The sequence below is a fragment of the Kumtagia ephedrae genome (assembly GCF_003012745.1).
GTDB classification, from domain to species: domain Bacteria; phylum Pseudomonadota; class Alphaproteobacteria; order Rhizobiales; family Rhizobiaceae; genus Kumtagia; species Kumtagia ephedrae.
Genome location: NZ_PXYK01000034.1, coordinates 18,568 through 37,961, shown reverse-complemented (window position 1 = coordinate 37,961; position 19,394 = coordinate 18,568). Strand labels below are relative to the sequence as shown.

Below are 19,394 nucleotides of genomic sequence, written 5' to 3'. Positions count from 1 at the left end.
TCGTTGCCGCGGCATCCGCAAGGCCGTCCGGTGGGACTGTCCGCAGTCGTGGGCCGCGCCAGGGGTTTAATCCTCGTCCTCGCCGCTGATCCAGGAATGCGGCGACACCTTCTTCTGGGTCGAGCCGTCGACGAACACCCACCAGCCGGCGTCGCCCTCGTCCCAGTCGCCGCCGGTCTGCCGCATCCGCTCCAGCGAGCGGTACTGTCCGATCGATTCGTTCTCCTGGCCGTCGGCGTCCGTCCAGACGATCCGCACCTTCGTCCCGTCCGCCGGCGCCGTGGCGATCGGTCTTGTCGTTGCCATTCCAGTCGCTCCCGTCGATCCGTATCGCACCGGCATCATCGATCCTCGGCGGCGCCGAGGCAACCCGCTCCGACCCTTGCGGGAACCGGCGGCGGAAACCGGCGATATGGTTAGCCAATCCTTAAGCGTTTGCCGCCGATACTCGCGCGGGGAAGAGAGGCGGACGAAATTCGCCTGTGCGGGGCTGGACGACGATGAAGCACGATGAAGGGGGAGGCCCGGACGCCTCGGTGGAAGACACTCCGTCGGCTGCCGTCCTGGCCGGCGAAGGCGGCTGCGCCGCCCTGGATCTCCCGGCGATGGAAGCCGAGGAGTTGATTCGCGCCGGCGCCGACTGGGTCTGGGAGACCGATGCGGACCTGCGCTTCTCCTGGCTGTCGGCCGGCTATCGCGAGATCACCGGAATCGACCCCGCCGACGTGCTCGGCCGGTTCCGCTTCGATTTCCTGAACTCCGACGAGCGCAGCGGCGGCCCGGCCGCGCAGCATCTCGACGACCTGCAGGCGCGCCGCCCCTTCCGCGACTTCGTCTACGCACTCAAGGGCGCCCGCTCGGACTGCGGCTGGATTTCCGTGACGGGGTTCCCGCGCTTCGACGACACCGGCTGTTTCCTCGGATACCGCGGCACCGCGCGCAACATCACGCGCATCGTGCAGGCGCTGGACGAATCCGACGATCGTGCCGACGGCGACACCGCGACGATGGCCGTCGGCGCCAACATCGGCCACATGATGTCGGCGCTGAACGTGATGTCGGACGCCTTCTGCTACTACGACGCGCAGGACCGGCTGCGGCTGTTCAACGCTGCGATGGTCGCCATGTATCGCGGCCTGGAGGATGTGATTCAGCCCGGCCTGGCCTTCGCCGAGCTCGTGGACGAGGGGCTGCGGCGCGGCATCTGGAACACCGGCGGAATGCCGGCCGCGCAGTGGCGCGAGGCGGTGCTGTCGACCCGCCTGGCGCGCTCGCAGGCACCGATCATGATCCGCTTCGCCGACGGCCGCACCATCATGCATCGCGATCTGCCGAGCGACGCCGGCGGAACGGTCGGCATCTGCACCGACATCACCGAGCTGGAGAACCAGCGCTCCGCCCTCGACGCGGCGAACAGGCAGAGCGAATACCTGCTCTCCGACCTGCAGCGCACGATCGATTCGCTCGACCTCGGCGTCGTGCTGCTCGGCGCCAACCTCAACGCCGAGATCATCAACAAGGCGTTCTACGTCATCTGGAACCTGGAGCCCGACTCGGTCGCGGTCGGCTCCCCCTTCCGCGCGCTGATGGACATCAACCGCCACAACGGCATCTACGACGTCGCCGACGGCGAATGGGAGGCCTACGTGGCCTCGCGCACCGCCGAGATCCGGGCGGGCGACGTGGCGCCGCGCGAATTCGCCCGCGCCGACGGCAAGACCATGGTCTATTCCGTCACCGCGCTGTCGGGCGGCAAGCGGCTGGTCTCCTATTTCGACGTCACCGAGATGAAGAAGCGCGAGCGCTCGCTCCACGAATCGATGCGGCAGATCGAGCTGTTCCGCCACGTCCTCGACGAGCTGCCGGTCGCCGCCAACATCAAAGCCGCCGACCTCACCGTGGAGTATGTGAACAAGGCCTGGTGCGCGCTGACCGGCTTCACCCCCGAGCAGGCCGTCGGCCGCACCGATCGCGAGTTGTTCGGCGTCGGCGAGGCGGACGGCTTCTCCGCCGACGATGCCGGCGTGGTGACGAGCGGCAGCGTCGTGGAGACCGAGGAGGCGGTCACGCATCTCGACGGCACCCTACGCCAGCTGATGACGCGCAAGAGCCGCGTCGTCGCCGGCGACGGCACGGTGCATGTCTGCGGCTCCAGCACCGACATCACCGACATCAAGAGGCGCGAGGCGCTGCTCAGGGAGAGCCTGCGCGAGAACGAGGTCTTCCGCGGCCTGATCGACAACGTTCCGGTCGCCATCTACGCCAAGAAGGAGGACCTGAAGCTCACCTATGTCAACAAGGGCTGGTGCGACCTGACCGGCTTCTCCAAGGATTTCGCCATCGGCCGCACCGACGTCGACATATTCGGCGCCGACGGCGAGCTTCTCGCCGAGGCCGATCGCGCCGTCTTCGCCTCGGGCGAGCTGCGCGAGATCGAGGAGACAGTGACGTCGCCGGACGGCTCGCTGCGCCACCAGGTCGCCCGCAAGGGTGCGTTCACCGCCTCCGACGGCTCGCTCTACCTGATCGGCTCGACGGTCGACGTGACGGAGCAGAAGCGGCGCGAGGGACAACTGCGCGAGGCCGAGCGGCGCGCCGTGCTCGCCGACCGCGCCAAGTCGGAATTCCTCGCCAATATGAGCCACGAGATCCGCACGCCGATGAACGGCGTGCTCGGCATGGCCGAGCTGCTGGCGCGCACCGAGCTCGATTCGAAGCAGAAGACCTTCACCGACATCATCGTAAAGTCCGGCAACGCGCTTCTCACCATCATCAACGACATCCTCGACTTCTCCAAGATCGACGCGGGCGAGCTGGTGCTCGACCCGGCGCCGTTCAACCTTCCCGAAGCGATCGAGGACGTCGCCACGCTCTTGTCGACGCGCGCCAAGGAGAAGGATCTGGAGCTGATCGTCCGCCTCGCTCCCGACCTCAACGAGACCTATGTCGGCGACGTCGGCCGCATCCGGCAGATCGTCACCAACCTCGTCGGCAACGCCATCAAGTTCACCGAGGCGGGCCACGTCCTGGTGGAAGCGGTCGCCGACGGGGACGGCGGCCTGCGCATCGCCGTCACCGATACCGGCATCGGCATTCCGGCCGACAAGCGCGACCTCGTGTTCGAGAAATTCAGCCAGGTCGATGCGTCCTCGACGCGCCGGCACGAGGGCACGGGGCTTGGCCTCGCCATCACCTCGCGCCTGGTCGAGATGATGGGCGGCTCGATCGGCGTCGACAGCGCCGAGGGCAAGGGCTCGACATTCTGGTTCACGCTGCGGCTGCCTTTCGCCGAACGGCTGAGCGAGCCGAAATGGGTGCCGGTGGACGTCACCGGCGCGCGCATCCTCGTCGTCGACGACAATCCGGTGAACCGCGCCATCCTGCTCGAGCAGATGGCGAGCTGGCGGTTCGACGCCTGCGCCGCTTCGAGCGGAGCCGAAGGGCTGGAGGTGCTGCAGGCGGTATCGCGCCTCGGACTGGCGGTCGACTGCCTGGTGCTGGATTACCAGATGCCGGGCATGTCGGGCCTCGACATGGCGCGCGCCATCCGCGCGACCACGGCCTTCGCGCAAACGCCGATCGTCATGCTGACCTCCGTCGACCAGTCGCTCGGGACGGCCGCGGTGCGCGACCTGCTGATCGACGCGCAGCTCACCAAGCCGGCCCGCTCGTCGCTCCTGCTGGAGACGCTCGTGACCACCATCCAGAGGAGCCGCCACCGCCGCGGAACCGTCGCGCCGGAGCCCCGGCCGGTGGCGGCTCCGGCGGCGGAGGCCAAGCTGAGTGAGCCGGACGCAAGCCCCTCCGCCGCCTTGCAATCGCCGTCCGCCGTGCACCGGGTCGACATCCTGGTCGCCGAGGACAACGAGGTGAACCAGCTCGTCTTCACCCAGATCCTCTCGGAGACCGGCATGACCTTCCAGATCGTCGGCAATGGCCGCCTGGCGGTCGAGGCGGTCCGCGACGGCCGCCCGCGCATGGTGCTGATGGACGTGTCGATGCCGGAGATGAACGGCATGGAGGCGACCGGTGCCATCCGCGCGCTGGAGGCCGAGCGCGGCGGGCACACGCCGATCATCGGCGTCACCGCGCACGCGCTCAAGGGCGATCGCGAGCGCTGCCTCGAGGCGGGCATGGACGACTACCTGCCGAAGCCGATCAGCCCCAAGGCGCTGCAGGAGAAGATCGCCAGATGGGCCGGCATCGTCGCAGGCCGGCAGGATCAGGCCGCCTCGGGCTGAATTCAGGCCGGCGGCCGGCGCGTCCCTGAACACCGAAGCCCGCTCTATGCTTCCGTCATTCTTCTGTGCCATGCTGGAGGCAGGGCCACGGCGCTTCGCCGGCGGCTGCGGCTTGCGGAGGAGTTATGAGGAGCGGTTTGGTGCGGATCGTCGTCGCCGTAGCGGCGGCGTTGCTGATGCTGGCTGCTATGCCGGCCGGCGCGCTCGCCCAGCAGGCGGACGCCGCGCCCCCGCCTGAAAAAGTCAAGCAACTGCTTGATCTCCTGAACGACCCCGACGTCAAGTCCTGGCTGCAGTCGCGCCCCGCCGCTCCGGCCGCCCCCGAAAGCTCCCCAGCGGCGGACGGCCTGACCGAGGTCGAGGCGCGCATCCGCAACCATATCGGCGCGCTGAAGACCGCCCTTGTCAGCTTCCCCCAGCAGCTCGCCAATGCAACCCGCGCGGCTTCCGCCGATGTCAACTCCGGTCGCCCAGGCACGGTGCTGTTCATTCTCGCCGTCCTGATCGCGGTCGGCTACGGCGCCGAGCGGCTGTTCCGCCACCTGCTGCACCGGGCCAGGCGCGATGCCCCGGGCGGCGCGGCGGAACAGCCGCTGCGGCTCCTGACCGATCTCGTTCCGCTGCTCGTGTTCACCCTGGCCAGCGCCGGCCTCTTCCTCGCCTTCGACTGGCCGCCGCTCCTGCGCAAGGTGGTCCTCACCTTTCTTGCCGCCGTCATCCTCTTCCGGCTCGTTCGCACCGTCGCCCGGCTGCTGCTGTCGCCGCAGGGCGCCGATCCCGCCCGTCCGCCGCGCATGGTCGACACCGACGATGCGAGCGCCCGCTTCTGGTTTTCCCGCGTGCAGATGTTCGCGGCGATCTTCTTCGCCGGCTGGGCGATCGCCAGCCTGATGCCGTCCCTCGGCTTCACCCGCGAGGCCCGGCAGCTGGTGGCCTATGCCTTCGGCCTCGGGCTGCTTGCCGTCTCGATCGACTGCGTGTGGCGCCGCCCGCATTTCCGTGCAGCCCCCTCGCCGATGAAGGGATGGCTGCTCACCTTCTACCTGATCATCCTGTGGTTCGTCTGGGTCGCCGAGCTCGTCGGCCTGCTGTGGCTCGGCATCTACGCCCTTCTGCTGCCGAAGGCGGTCTCCGGCGTCGGCCGCATCGCCGACACGCTCGCCGGGGGCCACGGCAGCACCACGCTCTGGGCGATGATCACCCGGGTGCTCATCGTGCGCGGCGCCCGCGCCCTGGTGATCGCGCTTGCCGTCGCCTGGCTGACCTATGTCTGGCAGTTGACGGCCGCCGCCGTCGGCGAGAGCGAAACCGCCCGCCGCGTCGTCGGCGGCCTGCTCAACGGCATCATCATCCTGCTCGTCGCCGATCTCCTGTGGCAATTGTCGAAGGCCCTGATCGCCCATCGTATGGAGGTGACCGCCGAGCAGGGCGGCACGCCGGAGGAAATGGCGCGCCGCGGCCGGCTGCGGACCCTCTTGCCCATCTTCCGCAACGCGCTCGGCGTCTTCATCGCCATCGTGGCGGTGCTGACCATCCTTTCCGGGATGGGCATCGCCATCGCCCCGCTGATCGCCGGGGCCGGCATCTTCGGCGTGGCCATCGGCTTCGGCTCGCAGACTCTGGTGAAGGACATCATCAGCGGCGTGTTCTTCATGCTCGACGACGCCTTCCGCGTCGGCGAGTACATCCAGAGCGGCAGCTACAAGGGCACGGTGGAAGGCTTCAGCCTGCGCTCGGTGCGGCTGCGCCACCAGCGCGGGCCGATCTTCACCGTGCCGTTCGGCCAGCTCGGCGCCGTGCAGAACATGAGCCGCGACTGGGTGATCGAGAAGATGACGCTCACCGTCACCTACGATTCCGACGTCGAGCAGGCGCGCAAGATCGTCAAGAAGATCGGCCAGGAATTGGCGCAGGACCCGGAGTTCGCCGAAAACACGCTCTCGCCCCTGAAGATGCAGGGCGTCGACAGCTTCGGCGAATCGGGCATCGTGCTGCGCATGAAGCTGATGACCAAGCCCGGCACGCAGTTCACCATCAAGCGCAAGGCCCTGATGATGATCAAGAAGGCCTTCGACGAGAACGGCATCAAGCTGGCGACGCCGACCGTCCAGGTTTCCGGCGGGGCGGAAGAGGCGACCGCCGCGGCCGCCCAGGAGACGCGCCGGCGGCGGCGCAAGGCTACGGAACTCGCAGCCGCCGGCGAGTAGCTGGCGGCTCAGACGAGAAACGGGTGCACGAAGGCCAGCTTGTACGGTCCGCCGTCGACCTTTTCCGACAGGCTTCGCTCGACGATCTTGATGGCCTGCGGAAACCCCTGGTTGCCGTCCATGGTGAGGACGGTGTCGCCGCTGATCGAATGGATCATGCAGACGTGCTTCCAGTACCACGGCCCCGGCGGCCGCTTCGATTCGTCCTCGCCCTTCCAGTCCCGGGTGTTTGCCCGCACCAGCACGATGTCCGCCCGCTTGAGGTTGGCGGGTGAATAGCCTTCGTTGGTGTCGACGCGCCACATGTTGACCGGACTGCTCGGCTTGCGGCCCCATTCGATGGCGCGCTGCGGCGACCACAGCACCTCGTTGCCGCCGCTGGCGAACGGGTTCGTCTCGCCCTTGATGAAGGCGGCCTGGTCCCAGCACCAGTAGGCGAAGGCGCCGCACCAGTTCAGGGTGTCGCTCTTCATGTAGACGCCGAAGCCGTTCTGCGAATGACCGATGGAGATGGCGCTGTTCATCTGGTCGCGCGCGACCTCGATGACGGCGTCGCGAAGCGACAGCTTCTGGATATCGTCGCGGAGCTTGGACGTGATCTCGCCGAGCGTGTTGCCGATCTGGCGCGCATCGTTGTTGGAGACGACGGTGATCGGCAGCGGCTTGATCTGGTCGGCGCCGCCGCCCTTCGCCCGCAGCACCGTGCTGCCGACCTCCTTGGCCGTCAGCGTGACCTTGCTGATGGTCTGCTCCTTCTCCCAGGGCGTCAGGCGCGCGTCCTTGTGGATGCCGGCGTCGTCGCCCGCCGCTGCCGAGCAGTCGACGATGGTCCTGCCGTCCACCGGATCCGTCGTAACGTCGAGGCCGCCGCCCGCCACCAGATGGAACACCGTGGGCTTGCGCTTCACCGACATGACCAGCGTGTAGCGGTCCTCGTCATAGCCCGCCCGATCCCCGAAGATTCGCAAATGCGGCATCGGCCATCTCCGTCCGGAACGTCGATGGCGGTTTCATTTAGAGAGGGCTGGTAACGATATGATGCCGTGCCGCCGGAAGCCGGCAACTTGTGGTGAGGCGGTTACCTCCCCAGGCCGCGAGAAACCGTCGGCGGTTGGCGCATGCCGGAGAGAGGCTGCCGATCCCCCTCCCATTGTGGGGAAGGGTCAGGATGGAAGGAAGCTGCAGCCGCCCGATCTTACCCGCGGTTGCGCGCCGCCAGCGTGCGCAGCCTGAGTGCGTTGAGGCGGATGAAGCCGGCCGCGTCCTTCTGGTCGTAGGCGCCGCGGTCGTCCTCGAAGGTCACCAGCGCGTCCGAATAGAGCGATTTCGGCGACCGGCGGCCGGTGACGATGACATTGCCCTTGTAGAGCTTCAGCCGCACCTCGCCCTCGACGTCCTGCTGGCTCCTGTCGATCAGCGCCTGCAGCATCTCGCGCTCCGGCGCGAACCAGAAACCGTTGTAGATGAGCTCGGCATAGCGCGGCATCAGCTCGTCCTTCAGATGCGCCGCGCCCCGGTCGAGCGTGATCGACTCGATGGCGCGGTGCGCGGCCAGCAGGATCGTGCCGCCCGGCGTCTCGTAGACGCCGCGGCTCTTCATGCCGACGAAGCGGTTCTCGACCAGGTCGAGCCGGCCGATGCCGTTGTCGCGGCCGAGGTCGTTGAGCCTGGCCAGCAGCGTCGCCGGCGACAGGCTTTCGCCGTTGATCGCTACCGGGTCACCATTCTTGAAGGTGATCGTGATCTCGGTGACGACATCGGGAGCGTCCATCGGCGAGACCGTGCGCTGATGCACGAATTCCGGCGGCTCGCTCCACGGATCCTCCAGGACCCTGCCTTCCGAGGAGGAATGCAGCAGGTTGGCGTCGACCGAGAAGGGCGCGTCGCCGCGCTTGTCCTTGGCGATCGGGATCTGGTGCTTCTCGGCGAAGTCGAGCAGGTCGGTGCGCGACTTGAACGACCAGTCGCGCCACGGCGCGATCACCTTGATGTCGGGATTGAGCGCATAGGCGGAAAGCTCGAAGCGCACCTGGTCGTTGCCCTTGCCGGTGGAGCCGTGAGCGATGGCGTCGGCCCCGGTCTCCCGTGCGATCTCGACCAGATGCTTGGAGATCAGCGGTCGGGCGATCGACGTGCCGAGCAGGTACTGGCCCTCGTAGACGGCGTTGGCGCGGAACATCGGGAAGACGAAGTCGGAGACGAACTCCTCGCGGACATCGACGATGCGGATGTCCTTGATGCCCATCATCTCGGCCTTCTTGCGTGCCGGCTCGAGCTCGCCGCCCTGGCCGAGATCGGCGGTGAAGGTCACGACCTCGGCGCCGAGCTCGGTCTGCAGCCACTTCAGGATGATCGACGTGTCTAGACCGCCGGAATAGGCGAGCACGACCTTCTTGACGTCTTTCCACTTCGACATGGTGTCTCCGGAATTGCGGAAGCGGCCGTGCCGCCCTGTTTTCGGCCGGCACTATTAGCAGGAATGCCTTGGCGGGCAAGGGCTGCGGACGCTGCCATTCCCGCCTTGTAGGGCTGGCCGATCGCACATGCGTTTACCCCCACCTCTAACCCCTCTCCACAAGGGGGAGGTGAACCGGGCCGACATCTCCGGCAGGTGCCATCGTCGATGGTTCGCGGGGCATAGCGGCCGCGAAGTCCCCTCCCCCTTGTGGGGAGGGGATAGGGGTGGGGGTACGAAGCGGCGAAAGTCCTGGTCGTCTGTAAGCGATTAACCTGCATGTCGAGGTTCGGACGCACCGCCGCGAACAGCCGTTAACGATCGCTTTGCCTCGATCGGTCACCAATAGGCCGTTCGACCAGATTTCGTGATTCTCCGCAGCCGGCGCCATTTCCGCGATGACCAAGCTTCCAGCCAACCCGCAATCGCATGCGCGCAACGCCCGGGCGGCCGCTCTGGCGGCCCTCGCCATCCTGCCGTTCCTGTCCGGGCAAGGTCTCGCCGCCGAAGCCTGGCAGGAGGCCGGCAGCGGCGCCGTCGCCATCCTGCCCGTCCCGACCGGGGCGACCGCGATCACCGGCGGCTCGCTGGTCTGCGCCGAGCAGCGCTGGTCGCTCAGGCTGCGCACCGGGCCGCGCGAGACGCCCACCTCCGCCGTACCGGCGCAGCTCTCCGTCGACGCGAAGACCTATCCGATCCTGGCGGAGCAGCAGGCGCGGACGATCACGCTGCCGCTGTCGCGCGAGATCGTGGAGGCGCTTAAGGGCGGAAGCCGCCTCACGGCTGACCTCGGCAGCGACGACACGGTGACGGCCGCGTTCCCGCTGCGCGGCTCGCGCAAGGTCATCGAGGCGGTTGCGCCGCTGTGCAGCCAGGTCGACATGTCGGCCTACGCGAAGATCGAGCTTTCCGAGACCGACGCCGCCGTCGAGACTGCCCGGTCTCTCCTCGAGGAAGAGATCGGCCTGTTCCGCGCCGCGACCACGGCGACGCCAAAGGTGGCGGCAACCCGCCTCGACCGCGGCGCGGGCAAGGAGATGCTGTTCGCCACGCTGTGCGGCTCGGCCTGGTATTACGGACGCACCGGCTGCGGCCTGTTCGGCTTCGTCCGCACCGGCCCGGTCGGGGGCTGGCGCGAGGCCTACAACAGCGAAGGCCTCGCCATCTACACCGACGCCAGCACATCCAATGGCGGCTGGCCGAATCTCGTCACGCTGGATCGCTTCGACCTGGAGCCCATGCACTGGAGCTGGAACGGCGAGCGCTACGAGCCGCGCGATCCGCTGATCGCCGCCGACGAGGACCCGCGGACCGGCACGATAACGCCCTGATCTTCGTCAGCGGCGGTTCGCGAAAAGCTGCCGCCACACATCGTAGCAGGCGAACGCCAAGGTTATGGCGATGACGATCGCCAAGTCGACGCGGCCGACCCTGATGCCGACGATGCCAAGGAAGCCGACGAGGGCGAGCAGCGCCAGCAGCGCGAACAGGCGGTCCATCATCGCGGCCGGTTCCTTCCATGCCTGTCGTTCACCGCCGCCACCTCACCGCCCGTAGACCAGGTTCGGCAGCCAGAAGACCGTCTGCGGGAAGACATACATCACCACCATACACAGGATGACGATCGCCATGTAGGGCATCATGCCGCGAAAGATGTCCGTCAGCTGGACCTGCGGCGGGGCGACGCCCTTCAGGTAATAGGCCGACATCGCCATCGGCGGCGACAGGAACGCCGTCTGCAGGTTGACCGCCACCAGCATGCCGAAGAACAGCGGGTCGATGCCGAAATGCGGCAGCAGCGGCAGGAAGATCGGGATGAAGATGACGATGATCTCCGTCCATTCCAGCGGCCAGCCGAGGATGAAGATGATGATCTGCGCGACGATCAGGAACATCAGCGGCGACATGTCGAGGCCGGTGACGAAATCGCTCACCAGTTGCTGACCGCCGAGATAGGCGAAGATCGAGGCGAAGGTGGCCGAGCCGACGAACAGCCAGCACACCATCGCCGAGGCCCGCGCGGTGAGATAGACCGATTCCTTCAGCCGCTCCCAGGTCAGCCCGCCATAGGCCGCGGCGAGCACGAGTCCGCCTGCCGCCCCCACGGCCGCCGCTTCGGACGGCGTCGCTAGGCCGAACAGGATCGACGCCAGGACGGACAGGATCAGAACCGCCATCGGGACGAAGGAGACGAGCATCATCCAGCAGATTTGCAGGAAGGTATGGTCGCCGACGTCCTCCTTGCTCGGCCGCGGCGCGATCTCCGGCTTGAGAACGGCACGGCTGACGACGTAGAGCAGATAGAGGCCGGCAAGCAGGAAGCCCGGTATCATCGCCGCCGCATACATCCGCACCACCGACACGCCCGAGGTCGCGGCATAGACGATCAGCAGGATCGACGGCGGGATGAGGATGCCGAGCGTGCCGCCGGCGCAGATGACGCCGGTGGCGTAGCGCACGTCGTAGCGCGCCTTCAGCATCGACGGCAGCGCCAGCAGGCCCATCAGCGTGACGACCGCCCCGACGATGCCGCTGGCGGTCGCGAACAGCGTGCAGGTGATCAGCGCCGCCACCGCCATCGAGCCGGGAATCCGGCGGCTGGCGATGTAGAGCGCCGAAAACAGCCGGTCGATGACGTTGGCCCGCTCGACGATGTAGCCCATGAACAGGAACAGCGGGATCGACGTCAGCACGTCGTTCGACATCGTCGAATAGGTCTGGTTGACGAACAGGTCGAAGATGCGGTTGTTGAAGAAGCCGCCGATCCAGGTCTCGGCCAGCGTCCAGCCGTCGGCGCCCGCCTCGACCGCGCGGTTGTAGGCGGCCCACATGCGGCCGGCGTCGTAATAGGCGTAATACCCGACGCCCACGCCCAGCGCCATCAGGGTGAAGGCGACGGGAAAGCCGAGAAATATCGCCAGGATGAGCACCAGCAGCATGCCGACGGCGACCATGGGCTCGGTCATCGGCGTTCTCCGTCTTTGCCGGTCGGTTCCAGGCCGGGAGGAACAGGCGCCGGCTCTGCTCCCGAATGGAGCACATCGAGGCTTTTCGTCTCCAGCAGCACCTTCTCCAGCTCCTCGACGTCGCGCGCATGCGGCGGCCAGGCGCCGGTGCGCATGCAGACGATGCAGCGGAACACCTGCGCGATGCCTTGCAGGAACAGCAGGATGCCGGCCGCGACGATGACCGTCTTGAGTTGGTAGACCGGAATGTTGGCCGGGCTCATGTTGCTGACTTCGAGATAGCGCCAGGAGCGCGCCGCATATTTCCAGCCGGCGAAGATCAGCGCCAGGACGCCGGGGAAGAAGAACAGGAAATAAAGGACGAACTCGACCCTCGCCTGGGTGCGCGGCTGCCACAGCCGGTAGAGGAAGTCGCCGCGGACATGGCCGTCCCGCGACAGCGTGTAGGCCCCCGCCATCATGAACAGCGTCCCGTACAGCATGTAGGACAGGTCGAAGGCCCAGGGCGTCGGGGCACGGAAGGCATACCGCACGACGACCTCGTAGCCGACGCCGAGCGTCATGCCGAGGATGCACCAGGCGAACACTTTTCCGAACCAGGCCGACAGCCTGTCGGCGAATGCGATGTATCGTTCCACGCGCCACCGCCCGGTAAGCTGGCCAGGGTCGAGGCCGTCCGGCGCGATTCCGCCGGACGGCGCGTCAGCCGTCGATCGTCAGATCTTGCCCGGGAAGTAATGCTGATAGGCGAGCTTGTAGTCGGGCGCGTTCTGCAGGCTGTAGAAGACGACGCGCTCGCACCATGCCTTCTGGCTGTCGACCACCTTCTTGAAGAACGGGTCGTCCATCAGCGGCGGCAGGATCTTGTCCCAGGCCTCGAGCTGGGCCTTGAGCACGGTGTCCGGCGTGCGCTTGACGTTGACGCCGCTTTCGCTGGCGAGCTTCTGCAGGTCGGCGGAGTACTGGTTCATGGCGAGCGCGTAGTTGGCGAGGTGCGCGGCCTCGACGCCGTGCTTCAGGATCGCCTGCAGGTCGGGATCGAGGCTCTCGAACTTGTCCCGGTTGAAGATGTATTCGAAGGATTCGCTCGCCTGGTGATAGGAGGCGAGCATGTAGTTCTTGGCCACGTCCTGCGCGCCGAAGCGCATGTCGGAGGTCGGATTGTTGAACTCGAAGCCGTCGATCACCCCGCGTTCCATGGCCGGCACGATCTCGCCGCCCGGAAGCTGGGCGACCGAGGCGCCCATCGACTGGAACAGGTCGGCGGCGAGGCCCACCGTGCGGTATTTCAGGCCCTGCAGCTGCGCGGCGTCGGTGATCTCGCTCTTGAACCAGCCGAGCGGCTGCGCCGGCATGCCGAAGGAGAGGAAGCCGACGACGTTGAGGCCGAGAATGTCCTGCGTCAGCTCGCGGTAGAACTCCTGGCCGCCGCCGTAATAGAGCCAGGCGATCATCTGGTTGGCGTCGCCGCCGAACACCGGTCCGGTGCCGAACAGCGAGGCGGCCTTGTTCTTGCCGTACCAGTAGACCGGGACGGTATGCGCGGCGTCGATGACTCCGTCATGGCAGCCGTCCTGCACCTGGAAGGCGCCGACGACCGCACCGGCCGGCAGCAGGTCGATCTTCAGCCGGCCTCCCGACATCGCCTGGACGCGGTCGACATATTGCTGCGCCATCTCCTGGAAGACATCGGATGCCGGCCAGGACGACTGCATCTTGAGCACGACCGGCGCCTGCGCCAGCACCGCGGGCGCGGCGAGCGTGCCGGCCGCGGCCGCGGCGCCGCCGACCGTCGAGGTTTTCAGGAATCGTCTGCGTGAGATTGCCTTCTCGGCCATTTCGCATTCCTCCCATTTGCCGTGATCTTCGTCACGCTGCCGGACCAGAATAGGCCAAGAGGCCTGCGATGCAAGACGGGGCGCCCTACAACTTAGGACTACGATGCCAGCCTTGGCGGGTGCGGGCCGCCCGGCCGTCGTTCTGGATGAATCGGTTTACCATTGCGCACGAGTTTTCCGCCCGGAACGGCGGATTCGGCGCGGCTTCGTCCGGGTTTATTGAGCGATTAAGTCGACTTTCACCTCTTTGCGGCACTGTCGCCATAATGACCGCGCCTAGATGCGACCGTATCGGCGCCGTGTCCTTTAAATCGGTCGCTTGGGCAGGCGTCGGGTCGGTTTCATGCGGGTGATCACGTGCATTGCCACGGAGCACAATCTGTGGCTAGTGCTTCTTGCGGCCTTCATGTGCGTGGTCGGCTGCGGGGTGACCCTGGGCCTTTTCCAGCGGGCCACGAAGACCGCCGGCCTGCAGCGGCGCGGGTGGCTGTTCCTGACAGCGGTCGCCGCCGGCTCCTCGGTCTGGTGCACGCATTTCATCGCCATGCTCGCCTATGTTCCGGGCGTGCCGATCACCTTCGACCCTTTCCTGACGATGATGTCGCTGCTGATCGCCATGGTGGGCAGCGGAGCAGGTTTTGCCCTGGCCACCAACGATCGCCTGCACCTTGCTCCCGAGGTCGGCGGCGCCCTCGTCGGCGCCTCCCTCTCGGCCATGCATTTCACCGGAATGGCCGCCTATCACATGGCCGGCATCGTCGAATGGGACGCCGGACATGTAACGGCCTCGATCGTCATCGCCGTCGTGTTCTCGGCGCTGGCCGTGGGCCAGGCGGTGCGGCGGCCCCGGCGCTGGTCGCTCCACGCCGGCATCGGCATCCTCGTCCTCGCCATCGTCGGCCTGCATTTCACCGCCATGGCGGCGCTGATGGTGGAGCCGATCTCGTTCATATCCGCCGGCACCAATCCCGAAATCCTCGAGGCCATGGCGGTCGCGGTGCTGGTGGTCGGGCTGATCATCGCGGCGGCCGGCTTCGCCAGCCACCTGATCGACGAGGACGTCCGCGTCGAGAGTTTCGAGCGGCTCCAGCACCTGGCCCTCAACGATACGCTGACCGGCCTGCCCAACCGCATGTATTTCAGCGACCACCTGGACCACGAGATCGGCCGCGCCGATGACGATACCAGGATCGCCGTGATCGTCATCGACCTCGACCGCTTCAAGGAGATCAACGACCTGCGCGGCCACGCCGCCGGCGACGAGGCCCTGAAGACGGTCGGCAGGCGGCTGAACCGGCTGCTCAGGGACGGCGAGTTCGCGGCGCGGCTGGGCGGCGACGAGTTCGCCGCGGTGAAGCGGTTCAAGGACCAGAAGGAGCTGCTCGAGCTGGTCGAGCGCCTAGAGACGGCGCTGTTCGAGCCGCTGCAGGTCGAGGATTTCGAGCTGACGACCGGAGCCAGCATCGGCGTGGCGGTCTATCCGCATGACGGGACCGACCGCGAGCGGCTGGTCGGCAACGCCGACCTTGCCATGTACCGGGCCAAGGCCGACGTGTCGCGGGCGGTGTGTTTCTACGAGCCCGGCATGGACGAGGCCGCGCGCGACCGCCGCGCCCTGGCCAACGACCTGCGCCAGGCGATCGAGCGCGGCGAGCTTGCGCTGCACTACCAGGTGCAGACCTCCGTCCCGACCGGAGAGATCCGCGGCTACGAGGCGCTGCTGCGCTGGAAGCATCCCGAGCGCGGCATGATCCCGCCGGCGGAGTTCATACCGGTCGCCGAGGAGAACGGCTCCATCCTGGCGATCGGCGAGTGGGTGCTGCGCACCGCCTGCCGCCAGGCTGCCGCCTGGGACAACACGCACAAGATCGCCGTCAATCTCTCGCCGGTGCAGTTCGCCCATGTGGACCTGGCACGGCTGGTGCACGAAGTGCTGCTGGAAACGGGGCTGGCGCCGAAAAGGCTGGAGCTCGAGCTGACCGAATCGACGATCATCGCCGACAAGGCGCGCACGCTGCATGCGCTGCGCCGGATCAAGGCGCTGGGCGTGACCGTCGCGATCGACGATTTCGGCACCGGTTACTCGTCGCTCGACACGTTGCGCTCGTTTCCGTTCGACAAGATCAAGCTCGACCGGTCGTTCATGGCCGACGTCGAGCGCAGCCCGCAGGCCAAGGCGATCATCCGCGCCGTGCTGACGCTCGGCCGCAGCCTCGAGATTCCGGTGCTCGCCGAGGGCGTCGAGACGCAGATGCAGCTCTCGATCCTCCAGGTGGAAGGCTGCAACGAGGCGCAGGGCTACCTGCTCGGCCGGCCGCGACCCATCGACGAGATCGACCTGGCTGAAGCGGCCGACGACGGCGCGGCGGCCGAGCCGGTCTTCGCCGCGGGCCAGCGCCGCTACGGGTGACGGGAAACGCGGCACCGTCTGGCGCCGGCGGCCCGGTTCGGCTATAGCCGGCGCTTCGTCGCCATGGGCCGTGTCATGACCTTTGTCCCCGACCTTTCCATCATCCTGCAGTTCGCGATCGCCACCTTCATCATCGCCATCACGCCCGGCCCGGACATGACCCTGTTCGTCGGGCGCGCGCTGTCGGAAGGCCGCGCCTCGGGCTTCGCCTGCATGCTCGGCGCCATGACCGGCATCGTCATCCACACCGCCCTGGTGGCGCTCGGCCTGTCGGCCCTGATCGTCGCCTCGCCGCAGGCCTTCCTGGTGCTGAAGATCTTCGGCGCCGGCTATCTCGTCTGGCTGGCGTGGCAGGCGATCTCCAAGGGCTCGGCATTCTCGCCGGACGCGACCCCGCGCAAGCCGCGCTCGCTCGTCCAGAACTGGGCGACCGGCCTCGGCATCAACCTGATGAACCCGAAGATCATCCTGTTCTTCATGACCTTCCTGCCGCAGTTCGTGTCGGCCAGCGATCCGGGCGCGCCGGGAAAGCTGTTCTTCCTCGGCCTCATGTTCATCGTGCTGTCGCTTCCGGTGACCGCGCCGATGGTCATCGCCGCCGACCGCTTCGCCGGCCTGCTGCGCCAGAGCCCGCGCGTCACCCGGATCGTCGACTACCTGTTCGCCGGCGTGTTTTCAGCCTTCGCGCTCAAGATTCTCACGGCACAGGCGAAATAGCGCGGCGCTTCCCGCCTCCCGCCGGCGGCGGGGCAATCGCATGGTGATTTCGCCGCTTCGTACCCCCACCCCTAACCCCTCCCCTCAAGGGGGAGGGGGACCTTGTGGCCGCCATGCGGCGCGAAACCGTCGCCGGATTGAAGCCTGACAGAGCCGCAAGCTGGTCCCCCTCCCCCTTGAGGGGAGGGGTTAGGGGTGGGGGTAGTCTGCCGAGCAGCTCCCGAAAATCTGCTGTGCGACGGACGGAGAGAAAAACCCGTCTCAGCGCCACATATTGGCCGCGCCGGAATATTCCGGCAGCGGCGCGGAGCGGCCGTCCGCCCCAGACAGCGGCCATGCCTCCTCGACCACGTAGGGGCCGCCACCGACCGAGTCGCGCGACGACATCAGCACGAAGCGGCCGACCTTGAAGGGCGCGGCCGAAAAATTGCCGCGCGCCGACAGGTAGGCCGCGACGTCGGCCGGGCTCGAATTGCGCAGCCGCGCCAGCGTGACGTGGGGGGTGAACTTGCGGGGATCGGCGGGCATGCCGATGCGCTGGCAGATGCGCTCGATCTCCGCCTGCAGCGCGTTGAGGTCGGGCGAAGCGACGGCGCCGGCCCATACCGAATGCGGCTTCTTGCCGCCGAAGGCGCCGACGCCGGCGAGCCTGAGCTGGAAAGACGGCCGCCGCACCCGGTCGAGCGCGTTGGCGATCTCGTCGGCGACATGGCCTTCGACGTCGCCGATGAAGCGCAGGGTGATGTGGTAGTTCTCGACGTCGATCCAGCGCGCGCCAGGCAGGCCTCCGCGCAGGAGCGACAGCGACAAGGCGGCGTCACGGGGAATTTCGAGGGCGGTGAAAAGACGCGGCATGAACAGCCTCCCTTCCTCGAATCGGAACTCGCATGCCTACGGAATCATCGAACGGCGACGACGGCAAGCGTTTTATGTGCATTGCAACAGATAACGCTTCCCCTACCGGAAGGTTTCGCCGGGCGCCGGCGGGAGTCAGGTCGCGCCCGTCTCCGCCAGCACCTTCTCGATGACCGGCAGGAAGCGCTCGACCATGCGGTCGACGCCGGCGGCGTTGGGGTGCATGCCGTCGTCGAGCAGGAACTGTCGGTCGGCGGCGACCCCGTCGAGGAAGAACGGGTAGAGGACGAGACCATGCTCCTGCGCCAGCTCCGGATAGATCGCGTCGAACGCCTGCTGGTAGTCCGGCCCGAGATTGGGGGCGGCGCGCATGCCGGCGAGCAGCACCGTGATGCCGCGTGCCTTGAGCCGGGTGATCATGTCGTCGAGATTCCTGCGCGTGATGTCGGGAGTGACGCCGCGCAGCATGTCGTTGGCGCCAAGCTCGAGGATGACGATGTCGGTGCCGTCGGGAACCGACCAGTCGAGCCGCGCAAGGCCGCCGCTGGTGGTGTCGCCCGAGACCCCGGCATTGGCGATCACGACATCGTGACCTTTCGTGTCGAGCGCGGCCTGCAGCTTTTCTGGAAAGCTTTTGCCGGCATCGAGGCCGAATCCGGCCGTCAGGCTGTCGCCGAACGCGACGATCTGGCGCGGCTCGGCCGCCGCGCCGCCGATTGTCATCATGGCTGCCGCCACCAATGCTGCCGCGGAAAGGATGAACCGTTTGAAAGCCATGCCTTAAAGCCCATATGACGAAAACGCGCCTGAAATCCTCGCCTCCATATAGGACCAAACCGTGACCGCAGAAGCCGTCATCGAACTTCGCGACGTTTCCTTGACTCTCGGCGAAGGCGCCTCGTCGGTCCACGTGCTGAAAGGCATCAGCCTCGACGTGACCGCCGGCGAGACCGCCGGCATCGTCGGCCCGTCCGGCTCCGGCAAGTCGACGCTGCTGATGGTGCTGGCGGGGCTGGAGAGCGTCGATTCCGGCACGGTCAAGATTGCCGGCCAATTGCTCAATGGCCGCAGCGAGGACGAGATCGCCGCTTTTCGCGGCCGCACCATCGGCATCGTCTTCCAGTCCTTCCACCTGATCCCCAACATGACCGCGCTGGAGAACGTCGCCGTGCCGCTGGAGCTGGCCGGCCATGCCGATCCTTTCGGCGCGGCGCAGCGCGAGCTCGCGGCAGTGGGGCTCAGCGAGCGGCTGACGCATTATCCCGGCGAGCTGTCCGGCGGCGAGCAGCAGCGCGTGGCGATCGCCCGCGCGCTGGCGCCCTCCCCGCGCATCCTCATCGCCGACGAGCCGACCGGCAATCTCGACCAGGCGACCGGCCGCCAGATCGCCGACCTGCTGTTCTCGGAAGCGCGCGAGCGCGGAACCACGCTGGTGCTGGTCACCCACGACCCGGCGCTTGCCGCCCGCTGCTCGCGCCAGATCGCCATGCGCTCGGGGCGCATCGAGACGGAAGCGCCCCGCCTTGCCGTGTCGGCCTAGGGACGGGCGAGCAGATGAAGTTGCGTAGCGTTTCTTCGCACCCCCCTCTGTCCTGCCGGACATCTCCCCCGCAAGGGGGGAGATCGGCGGTCGCGTCGGCTTTCGCCAATCACCAATCCTCCGGGAGAGGCGGCAGGGCCGAAGCTGCCAATCTCCCCCCTTGCG

General features: G+C 67.3%; 15 protein-coding genes. 6 read left to right on the top strand and 9 right to left on the bottom strand.

Annotated features, from left to right (window positions below):
* Positions 1-66: 66 nt before the first annotated feature.
* The gene (locus C7I84_RS25650; RefSeq protein ID WP_106775066.1) at positions 67-306 is read right to left on the bottom strand and encodes a hypothetical protein; all 240 of its coding nucleotides are present in this window, start codon (positions 304-306) and stop codon (positions 67-69) included.
* Positions 307-536: 230 nt separating this feature from the next.
* Here C7I84_RS25650 and C7I84_RS25645 point away from each other — a divergent pair, with 230 nt between their 5' ends.
* Positions 537-4,241: a response regulator gene (locus C7I84_RS25645; RefSeq protein WP_245428609.1), complete on the top strand. Its 3,705-nt coding sequence runs from the start codon at positions 537-539 to the stop codon at positions 4,239-4,241.
* 140 nt (positions 4,242-4,381) lie between these two features.
* Positions 4,382-6,448, top strand: coding sequence for a mechanosensitive ion channel domain-containing protein (locus C7I84_RS25640; RefSeq protein ID WP_342587182.1), 2,067 nt, complete (start codon positions 4,382-4,384; stop codon positions 6,446-6,448).
* Positions 6,449-6,456: 8 nt separating this feature from the next.
* Here C7I84_RS25640 and C7I84_RS25635 read toward each other — a convergent pair whose 3' ends face one another.
* Together C7I84_RS25635 and C7I84_RS25630 are read right to left on the bottom strand one after the other, a co-directional pair.
* The gene (locus C7I84_RS25635; protein WP_106775063.1) at positions 6,457-7,425 is read right to left on the bottom strand and encodes a hypothetical protein; all 969 of its coding nucleotides are present in this window, start codon (positions 7,423-7,425) and stop codon (positions 6,457-6,459) included.
* A gap of 218 nt (positions 7,426-7,643) precedes the next feature.
* The gene (locus C7I84_RS25630) at positions 7,644-8,864 is read right to left on the bottom strand and encodes an argininosuccinate synthase (protein WP_106775062.1); all 1,221 of its coding nucleotides are present in this window, start codon (positions 8,862-8,864) and stop codon (positions 7,644-7,646) included.
* A 437-nt stretch (positions 8,865-9,301) separates the two neighbouring features.
* Here C7I84_RS25630 and C7I84_RS25625 point away from each other — a divergent pair, with 437 nt between their 5' ends.
* The gene (locus C7I84_RS25625; protein WP_106775061.1) at positions 9,302-10,234 is read left to right on the top strand and encodes a hypothetical protein; all 933 of its coding nucleotides are present in this window, start codon (positions 9,302-9,304) and stop codon (positions 10,232-10,234) included.
* 6 nt (positions 10,235-10,240) lie between these two features.
* Here the strand turns inward: C7I84_RS25625 and C7I84_RS30210 are convergent, their stop codons facing one another.
* The 4 genes from C7I84_RS30210 to C7I84_RS25610 all read right to left on the bottom strand — a co-directional run bounded on the left by C7I84_RS30210 (position 10,241) and on the right by C7I84_RS25610 (position 13,707).
* Positions 10,241-10,405: a hypothetical protein gene (locus tag C7I84_RS30210; protein ID WP_165816218.1), complete on the bottom strand. Its 165-nt coding sequence runs from the start codon at positions 10,403-10,405 to the stop codon at positions 10,241-10,243.
* Between the two features lie 42 nt (positions 10,406-10,447).
* A complete protein-coding gene (locus C7I84_RS25620; protein WP_106775060.1) occupies positions 10,448-11,869 on the bottom strand; it encodes a TRAP transporter large permease in 1,422 nt (473 codons plus the stop codon).
* Positions 11,866-12,507: a TRAP transporter small permease subunit gene (locus C7I84_RS25615; RefSeq protein WP_106775059.1), complete on the bottom strand. Its 642-nt coding sequence runs from the start codon at positions 12,505-12,507 to the stop codon at positions 11,866-11,868. Before C7I84_RS25615 ends, C7I84_RS25620 begins: the two co-directional genes overlap by 4 nt.
* A gap of 78 nt (positions 12,508-12,585) precedes the next feature.
* The gene (locus C7I84_RS25610; RefSeq protein ID WP_106775058.1) at positions 12,586-13,707 is read right to left on the bottom strand and encodes a TRAP transporter substrate-binding protein; all 1,122 of its coding nucleotides are present in this window, start codon (positions 13,705-13,707) and stop codon (positions 12,586-12,588) included.
* 343 nt (positions 13,708-14,050) lie between these two features.
* Here C7I84_RS25610 and C7I84_RS25605 point away from each other — a divergent pair, with 343 nt between their 5' ends.
* Together C7I84_RS25605 and C7I84_RS25600 are read left to right on the top strand one after the other, a co-directional pair.
* Positions 14,051-16,117, top strand: a complete 2,067-nt coding sequence (locus C7I84_RS25605; protein ID WP_106775057.1) for a putative bifunctional diguanylate cyclase/phosphodiesterase — start codon at positions 14,051-14,053, stop codon at positions 16,115-16,117.
* 75 nt (positions 16,118-16,192) lie between these two features.
* Positions 16,193-16,834, top strand: coding sequence for a LysE family translocator (locus tag C7I84_RS25600; RefSeq protein WP_106775088.1), 642 nt, complete (start codon positions 16,193-16,195; stop codon positions 16,832-16,834).
* Between the two features lie 261 nt (positions 16,835-17,095).
* Here C7I84_RS25600 and thpR read toward each other — a convergent pair whose 3' ends face one another.
* Together thpR and C7I84_RS25590 are read right to left on the bottom strand one after the other, a co-directional pair.
* Positions 17,096-17,689: an RNA 2',3'-cyclic phosphodiesterase gene (gene thpR / locus C7I84_RS25595; RefSeq protein ID WP_106775056.1), complete on the bottom strand. Its 594-nt coding sequence runs from the start codon at positions 17,687-17,689 to the stop codon at positions 17,096-17,098.
* Positions 17,690-17,824: 135 nt separating this feature from the next.
* Positions 17,825-18,466 carry an arylesterase gene (locus C7I84_RS25590; protein ID WP_106775055.1) on the bottom strand — a complete coding sequence of 214 codons (642 nt, stop codon included), beginning with the start codon at positions 18,464-18,466 and terminating at the stop codon, positions 17,825-17,827.
* 61 nt (positions 18,467-18,527) lie between these two features.
* Here C7I84_RS25590 and C7I84_RS25585 point away from each other — a divergent pair, with 61 nt between their 5' ends.
* The gene (locus tag C7I84_RS25585; protein ID WP_106775054.1) at positions 18,528-19,229 is read left to right on the top strand and encodes an ABC transporter ATP-binding protein; all 702 of its coding nucleotides are present in this window, start codon (positions 18,528-18,530) and stop codon (positions 19,227-19,229) included.
* Positions 19,230-19,394: the final 165 nt, after the last annotated feature.

What these genes read in the sequence shown, in the direction of transcription:
- C7I84_RS25600 (WP_106775088.1), top strand. Translation starts at nt 16,193, where the DNA reads ATGACCTTTGTCCCCGACCTTTCCATCATCCTGCAGTTCGCGATCGCC.
- thpR (WP_106775056.1), bottom strand. Translation starts at nt 17,689, where the DNA reads ATGCCGCGTCTTTTCACCGCCCTCGAAATTCCCCGTGACGCCGCCTTG.
- C7I84_RS25590 (WP_106775055.1), bottom strand. Translation starts at nt 18,466, where the DNA reads ATGGCTTTCAAACGGTTCATCCTTTCCGCGGCAGCATTGGTGGCGGCA.
- C7I84_RS25605 (WP_106775057.1), top strand. Translation starts at nt 14,051, where the DNA reads ATGCGGGTGATCACGTGCATTGCCACGGAGCACAATCTGTGGCTAGTG.
- C7I84_RS25625 (WP_106775061.1), top strand. Translation starts at nt 9,302, where the DNA reads ATGACCAAGCTTCCAGCCAACCCGCAATCGCATGCGCGCAACGCCCGG.
- C7I84_RS25630 (WP_106775062.1), bottom strand. Translation starts at nt 8,864, where the DNA reads ATGTCGAAGTGGAAAGACGTCAAGAAGGTCGTGCTCGCCTATTCCGGC.
- C7I84_RS25610 (WP_106775058.1), bottom strand. Translation starts at nt 13,707, where the DNA reads ATGGCCGAGAAGGCAATCTCACGCAGACGATTCCTGAAAACCTCGACG.
- C7I84_RS25650 (WP_106775066.1), bottom strand. Translation starts at nt 306, where the DNA reads ATGGCAACGACAAGACCGATCGCCACGGCGCCGGCGGACGGGACGAAG.
- C7I84_RS30210 (WP_165816218.1), bottom strand. Translation starts at nt 10,405, where the DNA reads ATGATGGACCGCCTGTTCGCGCTGCTGGCGCTGCTCGCCCTCGTCGGC.
- C7I84_RS25635 (WP_106775063.1), bottom strand. Translation starts at nt 7,425, where the DNA reads ATGCCGCATTTGCGAATCTTCGGGGATCGGGCGGGCTATGACGAGGAC.
- C7I84_RS25620 (WP_106775060.1), bottom strand. Translation starts at nt 11,869, where the DNA reads ATGACCGAGCCCATGGTCGCCGTCGGCATGCTGCTGGTGCTCATCCTG.